The sequence below is a fragment of the Virgibacillus tibetensis genome, assembly GCF_036026595.1.
Taxonomy (GTDB): Bacteria; Bacillota; Bacilli; order Bacillales; family Amphibacillaceae; genus Virgibacillus_P; species Virgibacillus_P tibetensis.
In genome coordinates this window covers 596,632-611,940 of sequence record NZ_JARZFX010000002.1, presented here as the reverse complement: position 1 = coordinate 611,940, position 15,309 = coordinate 596,632, and the positions used below count along the sequence as shown (strand labels likewise).

Genomic DNA, 15,309 nt, shown 5'->3' with positions numbered 1-15,309 from the left:
TGTACTTCTACAATGAAAAACTCTCTTTCCTGTTGTGTCCCAAAACTTGTCCGAAAAGGTAACTTTAAATAAGACCACAAAATATCAAATGAAAGCGTTGACAATTATAATACATGAGTAGTATAATTTTTTGTAATTAATATTACTACCTAGGTAGTATATTATAAGGGGGTGAAAAAAGTAAATATAGAAGGTATTATTAGCACACTGAAGGAATTTGGATTAACTGAATATGAAGCTAAAATATACGTCTCGTTGATACGTACACAGCCTTCTAATGGTAATACTATTGCAAATTTATCAGGAGTTCCAGCTCCAAAGGTATATGCAGCATTACGAAAAATGAAAGAACAGGGTTTAGTGTTCATTGTTTCAGGAGGGAATAAAGGCAAACAGATTCGATACAGTCCTCTACCTTATAAAGAATTACTGAAAACAAAAAAAGATTTATTTATGAATAATATTGAATATCTAGATGATTCTTTTGAAGAAATTTCTTCTATTAATGATACTGATTGGTCTGAACTGTTTGTTATAGAGGGATATTCAGCATCGATTGAAGTTGTTCACTCTGCTATTGCTGAAAGCAAATCTGAATTAGTTCTTAGTTGTTGGAAGAAAGAGTTTAATTTATATGAAGAACCACTAAGGAATGCTCATAAACGAGGGGTAAACATTATCACAATGGTTTTTGATGAAACTCAAGTTGATGTTCCATGGGTAAACTTTAGTCATTACAACGAGGAGTTGGCTCTTGGTCGACATATTGGTGAATTAGCTCTTGTAGTAGATAACAAAAAAACAATTTTGCTCCACTCATTAGATGAATCACCTCATTCGGTGGTCTCCAGTCATCCAGTTATGATATCTACCACATTAAATTATATTAGACATGATATTTATGTGAATAGAATAATCTATGACTTCGAAAATGAAATGCTCAAGTATTATGGTTCCAATTTAGAAGGCTTAATTAATGATTTTTAATAGCATAGCTTAAAAAAAGGTATATGTACATAAAGGTGTACTGTACCCTTTTGCATCTATAATTATCAGAATAAAAACACTATAGTCAATATTAAAAATGGAGGAGATTTAATGGAAAAATTAATAATTACGGTAGCCCCAACAGGAGCAGTAACAACAAAAGAAAATTCACCTCATTTACCAACTACTCCAACAGAAATAGCCGAAGAAGTTTATGAAGCATGGAAAGCAGGAGCGTCCATCGCTCATATTCATGTTCGGGATGACGATGGTAAACCTTCGATGGACTATGAGAAATTTAGTGAAACCGTTAAGTTAATTAAAGAAAAATGTGATATCATCATTAATTTGACTTCTTCGGGAGGGTTAAATTTGAAGGAAGAAGATAGGCTGAAAGTTTGTGAGCTAGAACCTGAATTCGCATCTTTAGATGCTGGTTCGGTTAACTTTGGTCCATCAGTATTTGTAAACAGTCCAGATTTTTTAGCTAAATTATCTAAATACATGCTGAAGTATAATGTGAAGCCAGAAATAGAAGTGTTTGAGACAGGTATGATTAATAACGCTATGATGTTAGCGAAAAAGCAATTAATTAATCCGCCATTTCATTTTCAATTTGTATTAGGAGTACCAGGTGGTATGCCAGCTAATCCTAAAAACTTATTGCATCTAGTGGAGAGCATTCCAGAGGGGTCTACTTGGTCCTCAATTGGTATAGGAAAATATCAACTACAAATGAATACTCTCGCAATCGCCATGGGTGGCCATGTAAGAGTAGGGATGGAGGACAATGTATATTACAAGCCTCATGAATTAGCAACTTCAAATGCACAGTTTGTAAAAAGAATGGTTAGAATCTCTGAGGAATATGGTAGGGAAGTTGCAACTCCAGATGAAGCTAGAAAAATATTAGGATTATAAACAGAATTAATATTTATCTTAAGCGAGGGGAATAGACATGAAAATTATCGATCTTAGTGTTCCAATAAGTAATAAAGTAAAAGAGCCACTTCCACCCAAAATTAGTTATAAAATGCATGACGAAGGAGCTATACAGGCAGCGGGGTTGTTTGGTTTAAAACCAGAGGATTTTCCAGATGGTAAGGCCTGGGCTGTCGAAGATGTAACGTTGAATACTCACACTGGTACACATGTAGATGCTCCATGGCATTATTGGCCAACCTCTGAGGGAAGAAAAGCAAGAACTATTGATGAAATGCCACTTGAATGGTTTTTTGGAGATGGAGTTCTGTTAGACTTTTCTGATAAGGATAGAGGATATGAGCTAAAGACTATTGATATTAAGAATAAATTAGAGGAAATTGAATATAAACTGAAACCGTTTGATATAGTTCTTATTAGATCTGATGCTGATAAACATATTTACAATGAACAGTATGCAAATATTCATGTAGGTGTTTCGGCCGAGGCAACTAAATGGTTAATAGAACAAGGAATTAAGGTAATGGGAACAGACGGTTGGGGGTGGGACATTCCATTTAACTTACAAGCAAAAGACTACCGTGAACAACCAAGAGATGGCGTTTTATGGGCAGCACACTTTGTAGGAAAAGACTTTGAATATTGCCAAATTGAAAAATTAGCTAATTTAGACCAACTTCCAATCCCACATGGATTTAAAGTTGCTACCTTTCCCATAAAAGTGGAAGGAGGTAGTGCTGGGTGGGCAAGACCTGTAGCAATAATTAACAACTAAAATGTAAGCGCTTATAAAATATAAAGGGGTGAGTAAATGAGTTTTAATATGGTATTTTTAGCATATATAATAGTTTTTTCTATAATACTAATTTTAGGAGCCTTTATTACAAAAAAATGGGTATCAAGTTCAAATGATTATTTATTAGCAGGAAGAGAAGTAGGACTAGTTGTTAATATATTCGGGGTTGCTGCGATAGGTTTTGCAGGCACGATTATTACTTTGGGCCCTGGTTTGGCAGTTTTGAATGGGTTCTGGGGATCATATGGCTTTGGGTTTGCATTTTTATTCTGTGGACTGGCGCTATATGGGATCTTTTTTGCTCCTTATATTAGGAGATCAGGAGCCCATACTTTGCCAGAATGGCTGGAAATGCGCTTCGATTCGAGAACAAGAGTATTGATAACCTTCACGTCAATATTTGGATTGTTAGGTATTATGGCTAATAATGTTGTTTCCATGGCAATAGTAACAACAGGTTTTACTGGTTGGTCACTAATGTGGACGTTAGCAGGTATATTTTTTATATTTTTGTTATTCACTTATATTGGTGGATTTTGGGCAGTTAACTTAACGGATTTTATTCAGATGTGTATCGGGTTAATAGCTATGCCAGTATTAATAATATCTATCATTACAAAGCACGGTGGGATAGGTGATATAACTAGAAATTGGCCAGGAGCTAATAGTTTTTTAACTCACGGCGTTAATGATGGTCAACTACCTATATTATCATTCCAATATCCAAGTATGTTAACCTTTATTATTTTATTTGGTTGTTTCTTAGTTTGGGGGAACAATTATTATTGGTTGCGTGTGTCTTCTTCACGTAGTGAAAAGGTTGCAAAAAAATCTTTTGTTTATGCTGCAATTCTATTAGCAGTTGGCCCATATTTAATTTTATCACTAGTAGGAGTGTATGCGGGTACCTATTTCTACGAAACATTTGCACCAGTTGGAGATGGGGATCCGATGGCAGCATATGGGGTAGTGCTTGCAGGGCTTCCTATTGGAGTTGCAAGTCTTGCGTTGGTTGGTTCTTTAGCTGCATCAATCTCTACTTCAACAACTGCTTTAATGGGAGCATCCAGTACAGCAGTAAGAGATATATATCAAAAATTTGTTAAACCAAAGGCAACATCACAGCAGTTAGTTACACCCGCCAAAGTAATAACGTTAATATTAGGATTAATGGTTTGGTTGTTAACTTTTTATCCTGGTGGACCACTGTATTTGTTTGCATTTTCTGCTGCATGGCTTGGACCGCCATCACTACTTGTTTTTTTAGGAATGTGGTGGAAAGGAACAACTGTAAAAGGTGCTTTTGTTGGAGCTGTCGTAGGGATAACAGTTACCTCCATTGTTACAATTCTTGATCTTATGCAGATTTTCACAGTTAGCGCTTATACTCATGTGGGAGTTATTGGATTAGTTTTTACGTTAATTACAACAGTTGCCGTAAGTTTGCTATCTAAACCTAACTATTATGGTGCCGAAGACTGGAAATTAAATGATGGACCTATAAAAGGAAAGTCGTACTCAGTATCTAATGAAGAAAAAATCGTACTAGAACTGATTTATAGAAATTATAGTACAATGTCCGAAATAAGTGATATGTTAGGAGTAGACTCCTCAGTAAGTAACAAACTCGTGGAAAAACTTGATCAACAAAGATTGCTTACAAGAGAAAAATTAGCTGGTCCTGGATTTTATACTTTCACTTTAACAGACGAGGGTGAAGAGATAGCTAAGAAGAATGTAGTTTTTGAGGTAGATGAACTCACGAGTGAGGAATTAAAATTTATATTGAAGATAGGAAAAGGAAAAGATGTGTTTAATAATTATATAGTTGAAAACGCACTGGATTCTTTAAGAGTATCAGCAATCTTTACAAAACTCCAAGAGCAGGAGTACTTAGTGGAAAAAGGTTTATGGAGACGACAGATATTTTTATCTGATAAGGCTAAGAATATAATTAATGAAATGAATAGTAAAAGTAACATAGGATAACGACTTGAAACTAAAGGTTCCAGATCTGCATAGAGGCAAATGTCTAGTATTAATTACTGGTTAAACTTCTCTAGCACAACGTTATTCTGGTGTATTTAGCCGCAATGTAGAAGCTGTTAGAAATGATTGCAAGGCAATACTTGCGATTAATTCTAACAGTTTTTTGTACTAACAACAATGTTAGCTTAAAGGCCCACAGGGGCAGAGGTTCCTTGGTTCATTTTTATGATTGGAATATCAACACTAAACTAGACAATTGTTATATGGTGTAAAAATTTATATTCAATTGGATTGTAAAATGTTCTAAGGTGTGTAACAAAGACAATTATTGAGAGTTACGGTAATATCGCAAGAGCCACGCATTTGGCGAGAAATTATGGCGTACATCAATGAACAAATGGTTATCTCATCGCCGTACTTGGAAAGTGTGGTCATCAAACAATTAATGAAAGAAGGGGAGATGAAACTGTCAAAAGCTTCACGGCCGAATGAGCTAAAATATTTATATCATTATCAATTCATAGAATCATAAAGTACTTTGACTGCGCACCTGTCATTATGATAGGGAAAGGAGTGCTACATGGTATAATGAAATTCAGTATATGGAACGTTAAAGGGGCTGGCCATGGATGAACAAACGCGATTATTTAGTACGGACTTTTTCTCGGACAAAACGAAAAGACTATGAGAATTATATATTAACCGCCATCTGGCATAAACTTGATAACTTGAATATCTTTCCTGTCAGTCAACAGTATGTCAAACGTGCGAACGGATCCTTTGCATTAATGGATCTTTACTTTCCTCAATTACGTATCGAAGTTGAAGTGGATGAAGCACACCACAAACAACAGACAGAAGCGGATGAGCTCAGAATGGATGATATCATTGCATCTATCTCAGAAGAGGCCATTGATGATTTTCTCTGTTTAAGAGTAGATGCGACACAATCCATTGAAGCTATTGATAAAGAGATTAATGAAGTCGTGAAAACAATCCGGGAACATGCATCGAAAAAAGTTTTGCACTGGCTCACGTATGAGGAACAACTTGCGGAGTTGAAGAAGAGCGATGTTCTGAGCATTCATAATGAGATCTCATTTAACGACATCAAAGATATCGCAAATACCATTTTTGGAAAACAGGCGAAACGGTATCAAAAGAGTTATTTCAGAGTGTATGAGAATACGTGGCTATGGTGTCCGAAGTTGTCGATAGAAGTTGATGGAGTGAAAAAATCTGTGGCGAAGGGCTGGATTAATACGTTAGCTCCAGACTGGTCGTATATCGATGAATCGCATGAATCCGCTGAGATTGTGGAAAGCCGAAAAACGCTCTTTCAGAAAGAAGTCGATCAGAATCAACAAAGAGCGGTATTCGCCAAGTAAAAAGACAACCTAGGCAAGAACCGGTACCGCTTCATTGGCATTTTCAAATGTTCAGGACTGGCTCCGGATGACCCTACAAGTATTCGGTATCACCGGGTGAAGGATCGGGTTCACATTATATAAACTTTTGAGGACCATGAAAGTTGGCTATTACTAGTTGAACTGCCTCAACTGTTATGTATCCTGAGCAGTTGTAACCATCAAGTAAAACTTAACAGTTTATCACAAATAAGTTTTCAACAGGTGATGCTCCAAATAATGCTTTTCGATATACTGGTTGCCTCATTATTAAAAGTGGGGATGGAATTCACTACGGTGTAATAATCTGTCCAGGATTATAGTTTCTGTTTATTGGTGTGATGAATCCGTGCCCTTGTGGTTATTGGGTTCGAGGAATCTCGTATAGTCGACAACAATTTTTTATAAACTTTAATAACTGATTATTATAATTGGTACGAACATTATAACAACATTTTATTAATCGACACCTTCTAGTAAAATAAGTCGAAAAGATACAAAATCTTATAAAAGTTTTTTGATTTTTTTATCTAAGGAAGGTGTGAATTAATTGAACTGGTATGTTTTGTGGCTTGTTGGCTTTCTCGTTGCTATTCTGGCAGTTGGAATTTATTATTCTAGAAAAATAAAATCAGCAGATGATTACACAATGGCAAACTTTAGCCTTGGGTTCTTCCCAATTGCAGGTAGTATCATCGCAACATCATTGGGTTCTGCGGCTGTTATAGGTGCGTCTGGTAAAGGATTTGAAATTGGTCTTGCATGGTTTATAACAGGTTTGCCAATGATATTTTTCTCCTTATTTCTTGCTATCGTTCTTGGATCTACCATTAGAAAGCTGAAGCTCTATACGTTACCTGAGCTTTTTGTTAGACGTTTTGGTAAAGCCGCGGGTATTATCCCAGCTTTAGTTATTAGTATACTTTATATGACTCCTACGTTTGGTATGCAGATTGTAGGAATGGGATCTATTTTGACGACGATTATAGATATATCATTTGTTTCAGCAATGCTAATTGGATTTTTTATCTGTGTTCTTTTTACATTGATGGGCGGTCTTCCGAGTGTTGCTTGGACAGACGCTGTGCAGTCCGTTCTTATTTTGGCAGGACTTATACTTATGTTTATTCTAGGAATCAATTATGTAGGTGGTGTTGACCAAGTTGTCAATAAAACCCCACCTGAATTTTTTAATATGTTTAGTTTAGGTACAACAGAGATGTTGAACTACCTGCTTATCTTTGGACCATTCTATCTAGTCTGGCAAACATCTTGGCAACGAATTGCTGCTGCAAAAACAGAAAAAATAGCAGTGAGGGCTGTTACAACAGGATTTATCATTACTGGGTTTATCTCTATATTTGCATTAGGTATAGGCATTGTAGCAAGACAGGCAGTCCCCGCTGGTACACACCCTGATCTTGTCTATACAAGTTTTCTGACGTCCGTATTCCCACCGGTAATAGGGGGATTCTTTATGGTATCGCTTTTTGCAGCAGTACTAACGGGAGCAACGTCCTTCTTATTAAGTGGCGCAATGAACATATCCAAGGATATCTATCAGGGCTGGATTAATCCAACAGCCGACAGCAAAAACGTTTTAAGTGTATCGCGGTTTTCCGTTGGGCTGATGGCAGTTGGTGGTTTGCTGGTGGCACTGTTCATTACAGATATTATTCTTATTTACACCTACGCGTTGTCATTGTCAGCGATTACGATGGTTGCTCCAGTCGTTGCTGCAATGTTTTGGAAAAGGGCAACCAAAAAAGGAATGATTACAAGTGTTGTTGGTTCACTACTTGTAGCAATAATTTGGACAGTCGCAGGCAATCCATTTGGCTTACATGAAATTGCACCTGGACTACTTGCATCAATTATCCTGTTGATTGTGGTGAGCCTTGCTACAAACCATTCATCTGAAGAACAGGTGGAAGCGTATTTCTTCTCCATGCGAAAGGTAGAAGATCCGACAGCTGAAAATGGAAATGAACAAGGAATACAATACCAAAATGTAAAGTGAGGTTAAACAATGAATATAGCAGAAATTTTATTTAAGAATGCAAATATATTGACCTTAGACAATGAAAATACAAAAGCAGGATCAATTGCAGTATCCGAAGGGCGAATAACTGGGATCTGGAAAACGCCTGAGCCACCAGAAGGTGCAGTAAGAATAACCGAAGATACAACCATAGCCGACTTGAAAGGGCAGACACTTATTCCAGGTTTCATTGATACACATAATCATATTCTGATGTATGGATTATTGAGCAAACAAGTAAACTGTAGTACACCTCTGAATAAAACGATAGTAGATATCGCTCATGCAATTGAGCAAAAAGTGAAAGACAGTGAAGCTGGGGAGTGGATACAGGGATATGGCTATGATGACACACTTTTAGACGAAAAGCGTCATCCAACTCGTCATGATCTAGATCATGTAGCACCTGATCACCCTGTTATTATTTCTCATATTTCTGGTCACCTTGCTGTTGCCAACTCAATTGCACTGGAGCTTGCGGGCCTGACAAATGAAACAACGGACCCTTCTGGTGGTTATTATGGTCGTGATGAAGATGGAAACCTTAATGGCGTTTTATATGAAGCAACTGCAATGGAGCCTACTCACAATTTACTTCCCAAAAGAGCAAAGGAAGAGATGATAGAAGTTCTGGGGGAGGCTGCTAAGACATATATGGCACAGGGTATTACGACAAATACAGACGCAGCAGTATTTCAGCTAGAGGATCTAGAGGTACATCTACAAGCAGCAAAACAAGGTGTGAATCCAATGCGTACGCAACTGATGATTATGCACTTTCTTCTTCGAGAAGGGGGCCCATTTGAGGGATATAGTCCGTCCCAATTAGATGAGAGACTTCAACAACATTCAAATGGACTCGCACGTCTGGATAGTGCAAAAATGTTTCAAGACGGATCTATACAAGGTTTAACAGGTGCTCTAAGAGAACCTTACCATCAAAATCCTGATACCTATGGGAGTTTAATCCATGACCAGGATGACTTTAATGAGGAAGTACTCGATTTGCATCATCGCGGATTTCGTATCACAACACACGGAAACGGTGATCGTGCAATTGGATCGATCTTGGACGCTTATGAATTGGCACTGCAAAAATATCCTCGCGATCAACACAAACATCGGATTGAGCATGTTCAATCGGCTACTCCACAGGATATTGAAAAAATGGCAAAATTAGATGTCGCTGGATCTTTTTTTATTAACCATGTATATTACTGGGGTGACCGACACGAACAAATTTTTCTTGGACCTAAACGTGCAAGAAGAATAAGTCCATTAGCAGATGCAGTAAAACATAATCTTTTGTTTACCCTGCATTCTGATTGTCCAGTAACACCTATTTCACCTTTGTTCTCTATATGGGCTGCAGTAAATAGAAAAACAAGCAGTGGAAAAATATTAGGAGCAGAGCAACGTATTGATGTTATAACAGCCTTAAAATCCATGACTTCTTATGCAGCGGAATTGATTTCCGACGAGGATAATATAGGAAGTTTAGAGGTCGGAAAATTGGCAGACTTTGCAGTTTTGGATAGAGACCCAACAGAGATAGATTCAGAAGAAATTAAAGACATTGCTGTAACAGCTACATATATTGGCGGAAGGCTAGTATACAGTACGGGAGAAGTAGTGATAAGTTAATTTTAAAAAGTGCAATATACTCTTGTTTTTATTGTAGAGGATATATTGCACTTTATTTTTCGCTTAACTGTTACAAACATCTCGCTAAAGTTCTACCTTTATGTTATTCTAATTTTACTAAATAATATAAAAATAAACAGGTGAGAAAATATGGTACTAGAATATAATAATTCGATTCCACTATATGTGCAATTGAAAGCAAAAATTGAAGAAAAAATTCTGAATGGGACATATACGGTTAAAATACCAAGTGAACGGGAAATTATAGATGAATTCTATGTAAGTAGGAGTACGGTTAGACAGGCAATTAAGGAACTAGTTGATGAAGGAGTTTTGAGTAGAAGGCCAGGAAAAGGTACTTTTATTTCTCTAAAACCAATTGATGACTGGCTAGGCAATCTCAGCAGTACGTCTGAGACAATCGGAAAAATGGGGATGGAGCCAGGTGCTAAACTTCTTAAAGCAGAAGAGTCTGCTCTGTCCCCCCACCTTCAGCAAATAACTGGTTTAACAAGTGCATTTCATATCAGGCGGATACGATATGCAGATCACATTCCAATAGGCATAGAAAACAGCTATTATCCTGTTAATCTAGGAAAAAAGTTAAGCCAGTTTAATCTCAATAATATTACACTTTACGACGTGCTCGAATTAAAGCTTGAAGTGCATACAAAAGAAGCGGAGCAAGTCATTCGGGCAGGTACGGTTTTAAGACAAGATGCTGCATTACTAGATATTCCTACAAAATCTACTATGCTAAACGTTGATCGAAAATTACTAGACCTGAATGATAATTTTGTCGAATTTGAACAGGCATACTACCGGGCAGACATGTATTCATTTAAAATCAACTTAGCAAAAAAAAATAACAGACCTTGATGAAGGTCTCAGCTTGTAGAGAAAGTAGGTGTTTTTTCTCTATAAGCTTTTTTTATTCAGTTAAATTGGTGTTTTATCGTGGTTAATTTTAATGAAAATAGACTCCCACACACTTAGCCTAGCTTGGCTAAGTGTGTGGCAATCTTCTTCATGTTCTGGCACGCTGCGGTGAGTAAAACTTGTTCACCTACATTGTGCAATCCCCTCAACCTGCAGTAGCGAAGCCCATGCAGCTCTTTTGAGTCTGCGAAGCTTCGCTCAACTTTTTCTTTTCTATATTTATAAAGTAACTTTCCTGATATAGATAATCGGTTCGATCGAACCTTTTCTTTGTATTCTTCCCAAACGTGGCGAGTGACGACTTTTTGATGATTTTTTGATCGTGTACACTGGTCTAAAAGCGGACACGTTGCACATTTTTTAGGGTCGGATTTATATTCACGATATCCGTCTCGACTAGTCGTTGAATATGGCAATATTTCTCCGTTTGGACAAACATAGACATTTTGATCTTCATCATACTTAAACTTCCATTTTGGAAAAAGTCCTTGTGTTGGATGATACCTTCTGTGCGCAATCGTCCCAAATATGTCTCGGTCTGAAATCCCTTTACAAATTGGAACTATTAGATAACCAGAATCCAAAGCAACAGGCTTCTACGTTAAAACCAAATCTCTCCACTTGGCGATCTAAACGATTAAGATAAGGAACAGAGTCATGAACATTTCCAGGTGTGACAAAAGCATCCGTAATGATATTAAACTTCATATCAGTTGTGCGATGATCAAGGTAACAAAACATTTCTTGTTTTTGTCGAGACATAAATCCACTGTCAGGATCTGTTTTACTTTTTCGTATTGTTTTCACCTTCTTCACTTCCTCTCGTTCCTTTAAAGGCTTTTTTCCATGTTTTTCACGATCTTCTTCGATGGCTTGATTTAATTTTTCTATGTATTCGCGCGTTTCCACTTCTACGTTTTCTCTCGTGAATTTATGTTTATTCGCATTAGCTTTTAAGTGGGTTGAATCGGTAAATAATACTCTTCCACCAACCATTCGGTGGTTCATCGCTTGGAGTACAATTTCATCAAATATTTCTTAGAAAATAGCTGTGTCTTTAAAGCGTGTGCGGCGGTTCCAACTAATTGTGGAATGGTGAGGAACAGGATCAGTTAGCCTTAGGCCTAGAAACCAACGATAAGCCATGTTTGTTTGAATTTCCTTTTCAAGCTGGCGTTCCGAACGAATACCAAAAAAATAACCGATAAACATCATTTTAAATAAGATAAGGGGATCAGAAGGGCGACCGTTATCCTCGCTATAATAAGGTTTAACCTTATCAAGAATAAAGGTGAAATCAATATATTTATCAATTTTTCGAAGAAGAAGATCTTGGGGAACTAAATCTTCCAGACATACAAATTCTAATTCATTTTGGGTGTTTTTCCTTGTTTGAAACAACCTAACCACCGCCTTTTATTATTACATATATTATAACAAATTAACGCGGTGAATTGATAAAGTTTTAGAGAATAATAAAGACTGTCGAGAGTTTCTCGACAGCCTGAGACCTTGATGAAGGTCTTTTTATTTTGGAAAAGATTTAACCTTTTGATAACTGGTACGGACATTATAACAATATTTCTTTTGCAAAATGGATGGAGTAAAATAGACAAGTATAAAAAATAACTATAAGTAGTGATAGGGGATTAATATGGAAGAACGTACTACTCTCAAAAAGACGCTTAAGCCACACTGGGTATGGGCAATAGCACTTGGATCGTCGATTGGATGGGGAGCATTTGTTCAGCCCACAAACTGGATGAGCACAGCGGGACCACTGGGTGCGATCATCGGTTTTATGATTGGCGGCTTGCTGATGATGTTGATTGCAATCAGTTATGGTTTCCTGATTAAAAGCTTCCCCGTTTCGGGTGGTGAGTTTGCATACGCGTTCATTGGTCTTGGTCGCAAACATGCTTTTATCAGTGGATGGTTTTTGACGTTAGGATATATATGTATTGTTGCTTTAAATGCTTCAGCACTTGCACTAATGTTTAAATTTGTTTTTCCAGCACTTCTGGAAAATATATACTTATATGAGGTAGCTGGATGGGACGTCTATGGGATGGAAATAATCATTGCATCAATGGCACTCGCAATATTTGGCTATTTCAATATTAAAGGTGGTCTCTTTTCGGGGAGCATGCAGTTTGTATTTTGTATCGTCATGATTGTGGGAGTTGTAGCGATTACGTTTATGGTAGGAATAGATCCTGCAGCTGGACTAGCAAATGTTAAACCATCCTTTCCAACAGATACAACTGCATTTGCGGCTATTATGTCAATCGTAGCGATTGCACCATGGGCATTTGTCGGATTTGATAACGTACCCCAGGCTGCAGAAGAATTCAATTTTTCGTCTAAAAAAGCATTTAATCTAATTATCTTTGCTATCCTATTTGCGACACTGTTATATTGTTTAATGATTTTCGCTACAGCAATGGCTTTCCCTTGGGAAGAATTAGTCGCAGCAAACCATATATGGGGTACAGGTGTAGCAATCCAGGAGCTTCTAGGAACAATGGGGGTCGTGATTTTGGTTGTTGCGCTGACAATGGGAATATTTACAGGGCTGAATGGTTTCATTATTTCAACCAGCCGTCTTTTGTTTGCTATGTCACGTGCTAAATTCATACCAAATGCTTTTTCAAAATTGCATTCAAAACATCAAACACCATATATTAGCATTATTTTCACGGTCATTGTTGCAATGATTGCTCCATGGTTCGGCCGTCAAGCTCTTAGTTGGGTGGTAGATATGTCCTCCATAGGTGTTACGATTGCTTATTTTTATACATGCTTTACTGCTTTTAGTTTATTTAAGTGGAAAAAAGACGCTGGTTTTAACGATAAAATGCATGTTGTTTCCCCGTTGAAAAAGGTGTTTGCAGGTTTTGGAATTGTAGCAAGTATTGTGTTCCTTGGGCTTTTACTGATACCCGGATCTCCAGCATTTCTAGGGATAGAGTCCAGAATAGCTCTTGCTATTTGGGTTATAATTGGTATTTTATTCTACCTGTTTAAACGCAAAGATTATAATAGAATTACAGATAAGGAAATGAGTTATCATATCTTAGGTAAGGAAGAGATTGTAGCTGAGAATAGAAAGTAATGAAAAGGGAGTTAAATAGCTCAAGAGACAATACTTGGCAGAATAAGAAATAAAGGGTAGATATTTAATAAAAAACCTTATGTCAGGAACCTACTGCTTTAAAGCCTTAAGTCAATTTAAGTTATTTTTTTAAAAGCTGTTAGTTCGGTGGACCTAACAGCTAATTGTTTCTTCGACCTTGATTGTCTCCAACCAGTTACTCATGGATACTTATAGGGGACTGACCCAAAAGTCATTGACTTTTGGGTCAGTCTTTAACTTTTATACTGGTGCCCAACTGCTTAAGAATATATACTTTTTTGTTTTTAAGTTGTTGAAAACACCTACAGAATTAGTACTATGAGTATTATCTCAAGACCCTCACCGATCAAAACTTTTCTATGCTATTTGTTTTGATGCGTTTAGTCACCCCCCGAGTTATTATAATTCCCGAACCTAAGCAGTCACACCATTTTTCCGTGACCTGGTACCATTCACGTATTTCGCAAGCAACTCCTTCAGTTCTTTCGCTTCCATTTCGAAGTTCATCGTTCCTGTTTCCCTTTCTGAATGCTTGGCCCTCTGTTGTTTTTGCTCTCAGAAACCAATCAGGAATAATTTCAGCATGAAGCGCCCATGAGCAGGATAGGATTTTAGCGAAACCTGGTTATGATAAGCTTTCCTCGGATCTTACTTCATCAATGGATGTGATACCTTTCTTCGCCCTGGCTTTCAAGATGCCCTTTACACTTTACATAGCACCAAGTTGTTTTACCCTGTTCAAGAGCGAGTTTCATCGAATGCAGGACCAGCGGTTTCCCCATGTTGTTGACCCAACTAAGAATCTCCTTGGAAAAAAAGTTTCTTTCATGTATGCTTCCCCCAACATTTCTCACAGTTTCTATGGTTGTATTTTCCTGAATGGCCTTAAGACTATTCGATGTATGCATTGAATAACTTAGCAACTGGTACGAACATTGGTACCTCATTGTATATTGATTTATTTTATTTTATACTTGGTAAAATATTAATAAATATTTCTATAAGGAGGAAAGTCTAATGCAACGCTTAATGTGTAAAGGAAAGATACATAGAGCTACAGTGACAGAGGCTGAACTTGACTATGTGGGTAGTATAACAATTGATTATAAATTAATGAAAGAAGCAAATATCAAACCGTATGAAATGATACAAGTTACAAACTTGAAAAATGCAGCGAGATGGAAGACTTATGCTATACCAGCGCCAGAAGGTTCAAAACGTATTTGCTTAAATGGACCACCCGCACATTTATTTTCACCAAAGGATATTGTCATTATATTAAGTCTGGGACTCATGACAGATGAGGAAATAGAAGATCTAAAACCCAGAGTAGTATTTGTTGATGAAACTAATGAGATTACCAGTGTAGAAGAGCATGATTTACATTGGCCAGAGGGTGTAAAGATATAACTGTTACTTATAAATCCAA

Annotated in this window: 9 protein-coding genes and 2 pseudogenes; 10 read left to right on the top strand and 1 reads right to left on the bottom strand. The window is 37.1% G+C overall.

Annotated elements, in window-relative coordinates; translation table 11 throughout:
- Positions 1 to 171 precede the first annotated feature (171 nt).
- The 8 genes and pseudogenes from QGM71_RS07630 (at position 172) to QGM71_RS07595 (ending at position 10,684) form a co-directional block, all read left to right on the top strand.
- Positions 172 to 987, top strand: a complete 816-nt coding sequence (locus tag QGM71_RS07630; RefSeq protein WP_327606923.1) for a TrmB family transcriptional regulator — start codon at positions 172 to 174, stop codon at positions 985 to 987.
- Between the two features lie 111 nt (positions 988 to 1,098).
- Positions 1,099 to 1,908 carry a BKACE family enzyme gene (locus tag QGM71_RS07625; RefSeq protein ID WP_327606922.1) on the top strand — a complete coding sequence of 270 codons (810 nt, stop codon included), beginning with the start codon at positions 1,099 to 1,101 and terminating at the stop codon, positions 1,906 to 1,908.
- A gap of 37 nt (positions 1,909 to 1,945) precedes the next feature.
- Complete coding sequence (locus QGM71_RS07620; protein WP_327606921.1) at positions 1,946 to 2,704, top strand: cyclase family protein; 759 nt, start codon at positions 1,946 to 1,948, stop codon at positions 2,702 to 2,704.
- 36 nt (positions 2,705 to 2,740) lie between these two features.
- Entirely contained in the window at positions 2,741 to 4,714 is a 1,974-nt protein-coding gene (locus tag QGM71_RS07615) for a sodium:solute symporter family transporter (RefSeq protein WP_327606920.1), read from the top strand.
- A 629-nt stretch (positions 4,715 to 5,343) separates the two neighbouring features.
- Positions 5,344 to 6,225 (top strand): annotated as a pseudogene (locus QGM71_RS07610) (AbaSI family restriction endonuclease).
- A gap of 445 nt (positions 6,226 to 6,670) precedes the next feature.
- Positions 6,671 to 8,140 carry a sodium:solute symporter family protein gene (locus QGM71_RS07605; RefSeq protein ID WP_327606919.1) on the top strand — a complete coding sequence of 490 codons (1,470 nt, stop codon included), beginning with the start codon at positions 6,671 to 6,673 and terminating at the stop codon, positions 8,138 to 8,140.
- 9 nt (positions 8,141 to 8,149) lie between these two features.
- Positions 8,150 to 9,805 carry an amidohydrolase gene (locus QGM71_RS07600; RefSeq protein WP_327606918.1) on the top strand — a complete coding sequence of 552 codons (1,656 nt, stop codon included), beginning with the start codon at positions 8,150 to 8,152 and terminating at the stop codon, positions 9,803 to 9,805.
- Between the two features lie 150 nt (positions 9,806 to 9,955).
- Complete coding sequence (locus QGM71_RS07595) at positions 9,956 to 10,684, top strand: GntR family transcriptional regulator (protein WP_327606917.1); 729 nt, start codon at positions 9,956 to 9,958, stop codon at positions 10,682 to 10,684.
- Between the two features lie 113 nt (positions 10,685 to 10,797).
- On the opposite strand, the pseudogene QGM71_RS07590 reads toward QGM71_RS07595, so the two are convergent.
- Positions 10,798 to 12,145, bottom strand: a pseudogene (locus QGM71_RS07590) (IS1182 family transposase).
- A gap of 253 nt (positions 12,146 to 12,398) precedes the next feature.
- Here QGM71_RS07590 and QGM71_RS07585 point away from each other — a divergent pair.
- Both QGM71_RS07585 and panD read left to right on the top strand, forming a co-directional pair.
- Positions 12,399 to 13,859: an APC family permease gene (locus QGM71_RS07585; RefSeq protein ID WP_327606916.1), complete on the top strand. Its 1,461-nt coding sequence runs from the start codon at positions 12,399 to 12,401 to the stop codon at positions 13,857 to 13,859.
- Positions 13,860 to 14,897: 1,038 nt separating this feature from the next.
- The gene (gene panD, locus QGM71_RS07580) at positions 14,898 to 15,290 is read left to right on the top strand and encodes an aspartate 1-decarboxylase (RefSeq protein ID WP_327606915.1); all 393 of its coding nucleotides are present in this window, start codon (positions 14,898 to 14,900) and stop codon (positions 15,288 to 15,290) included.
- Positions 15,291 to 15,309: the final 19 nt, after the last annotated feature.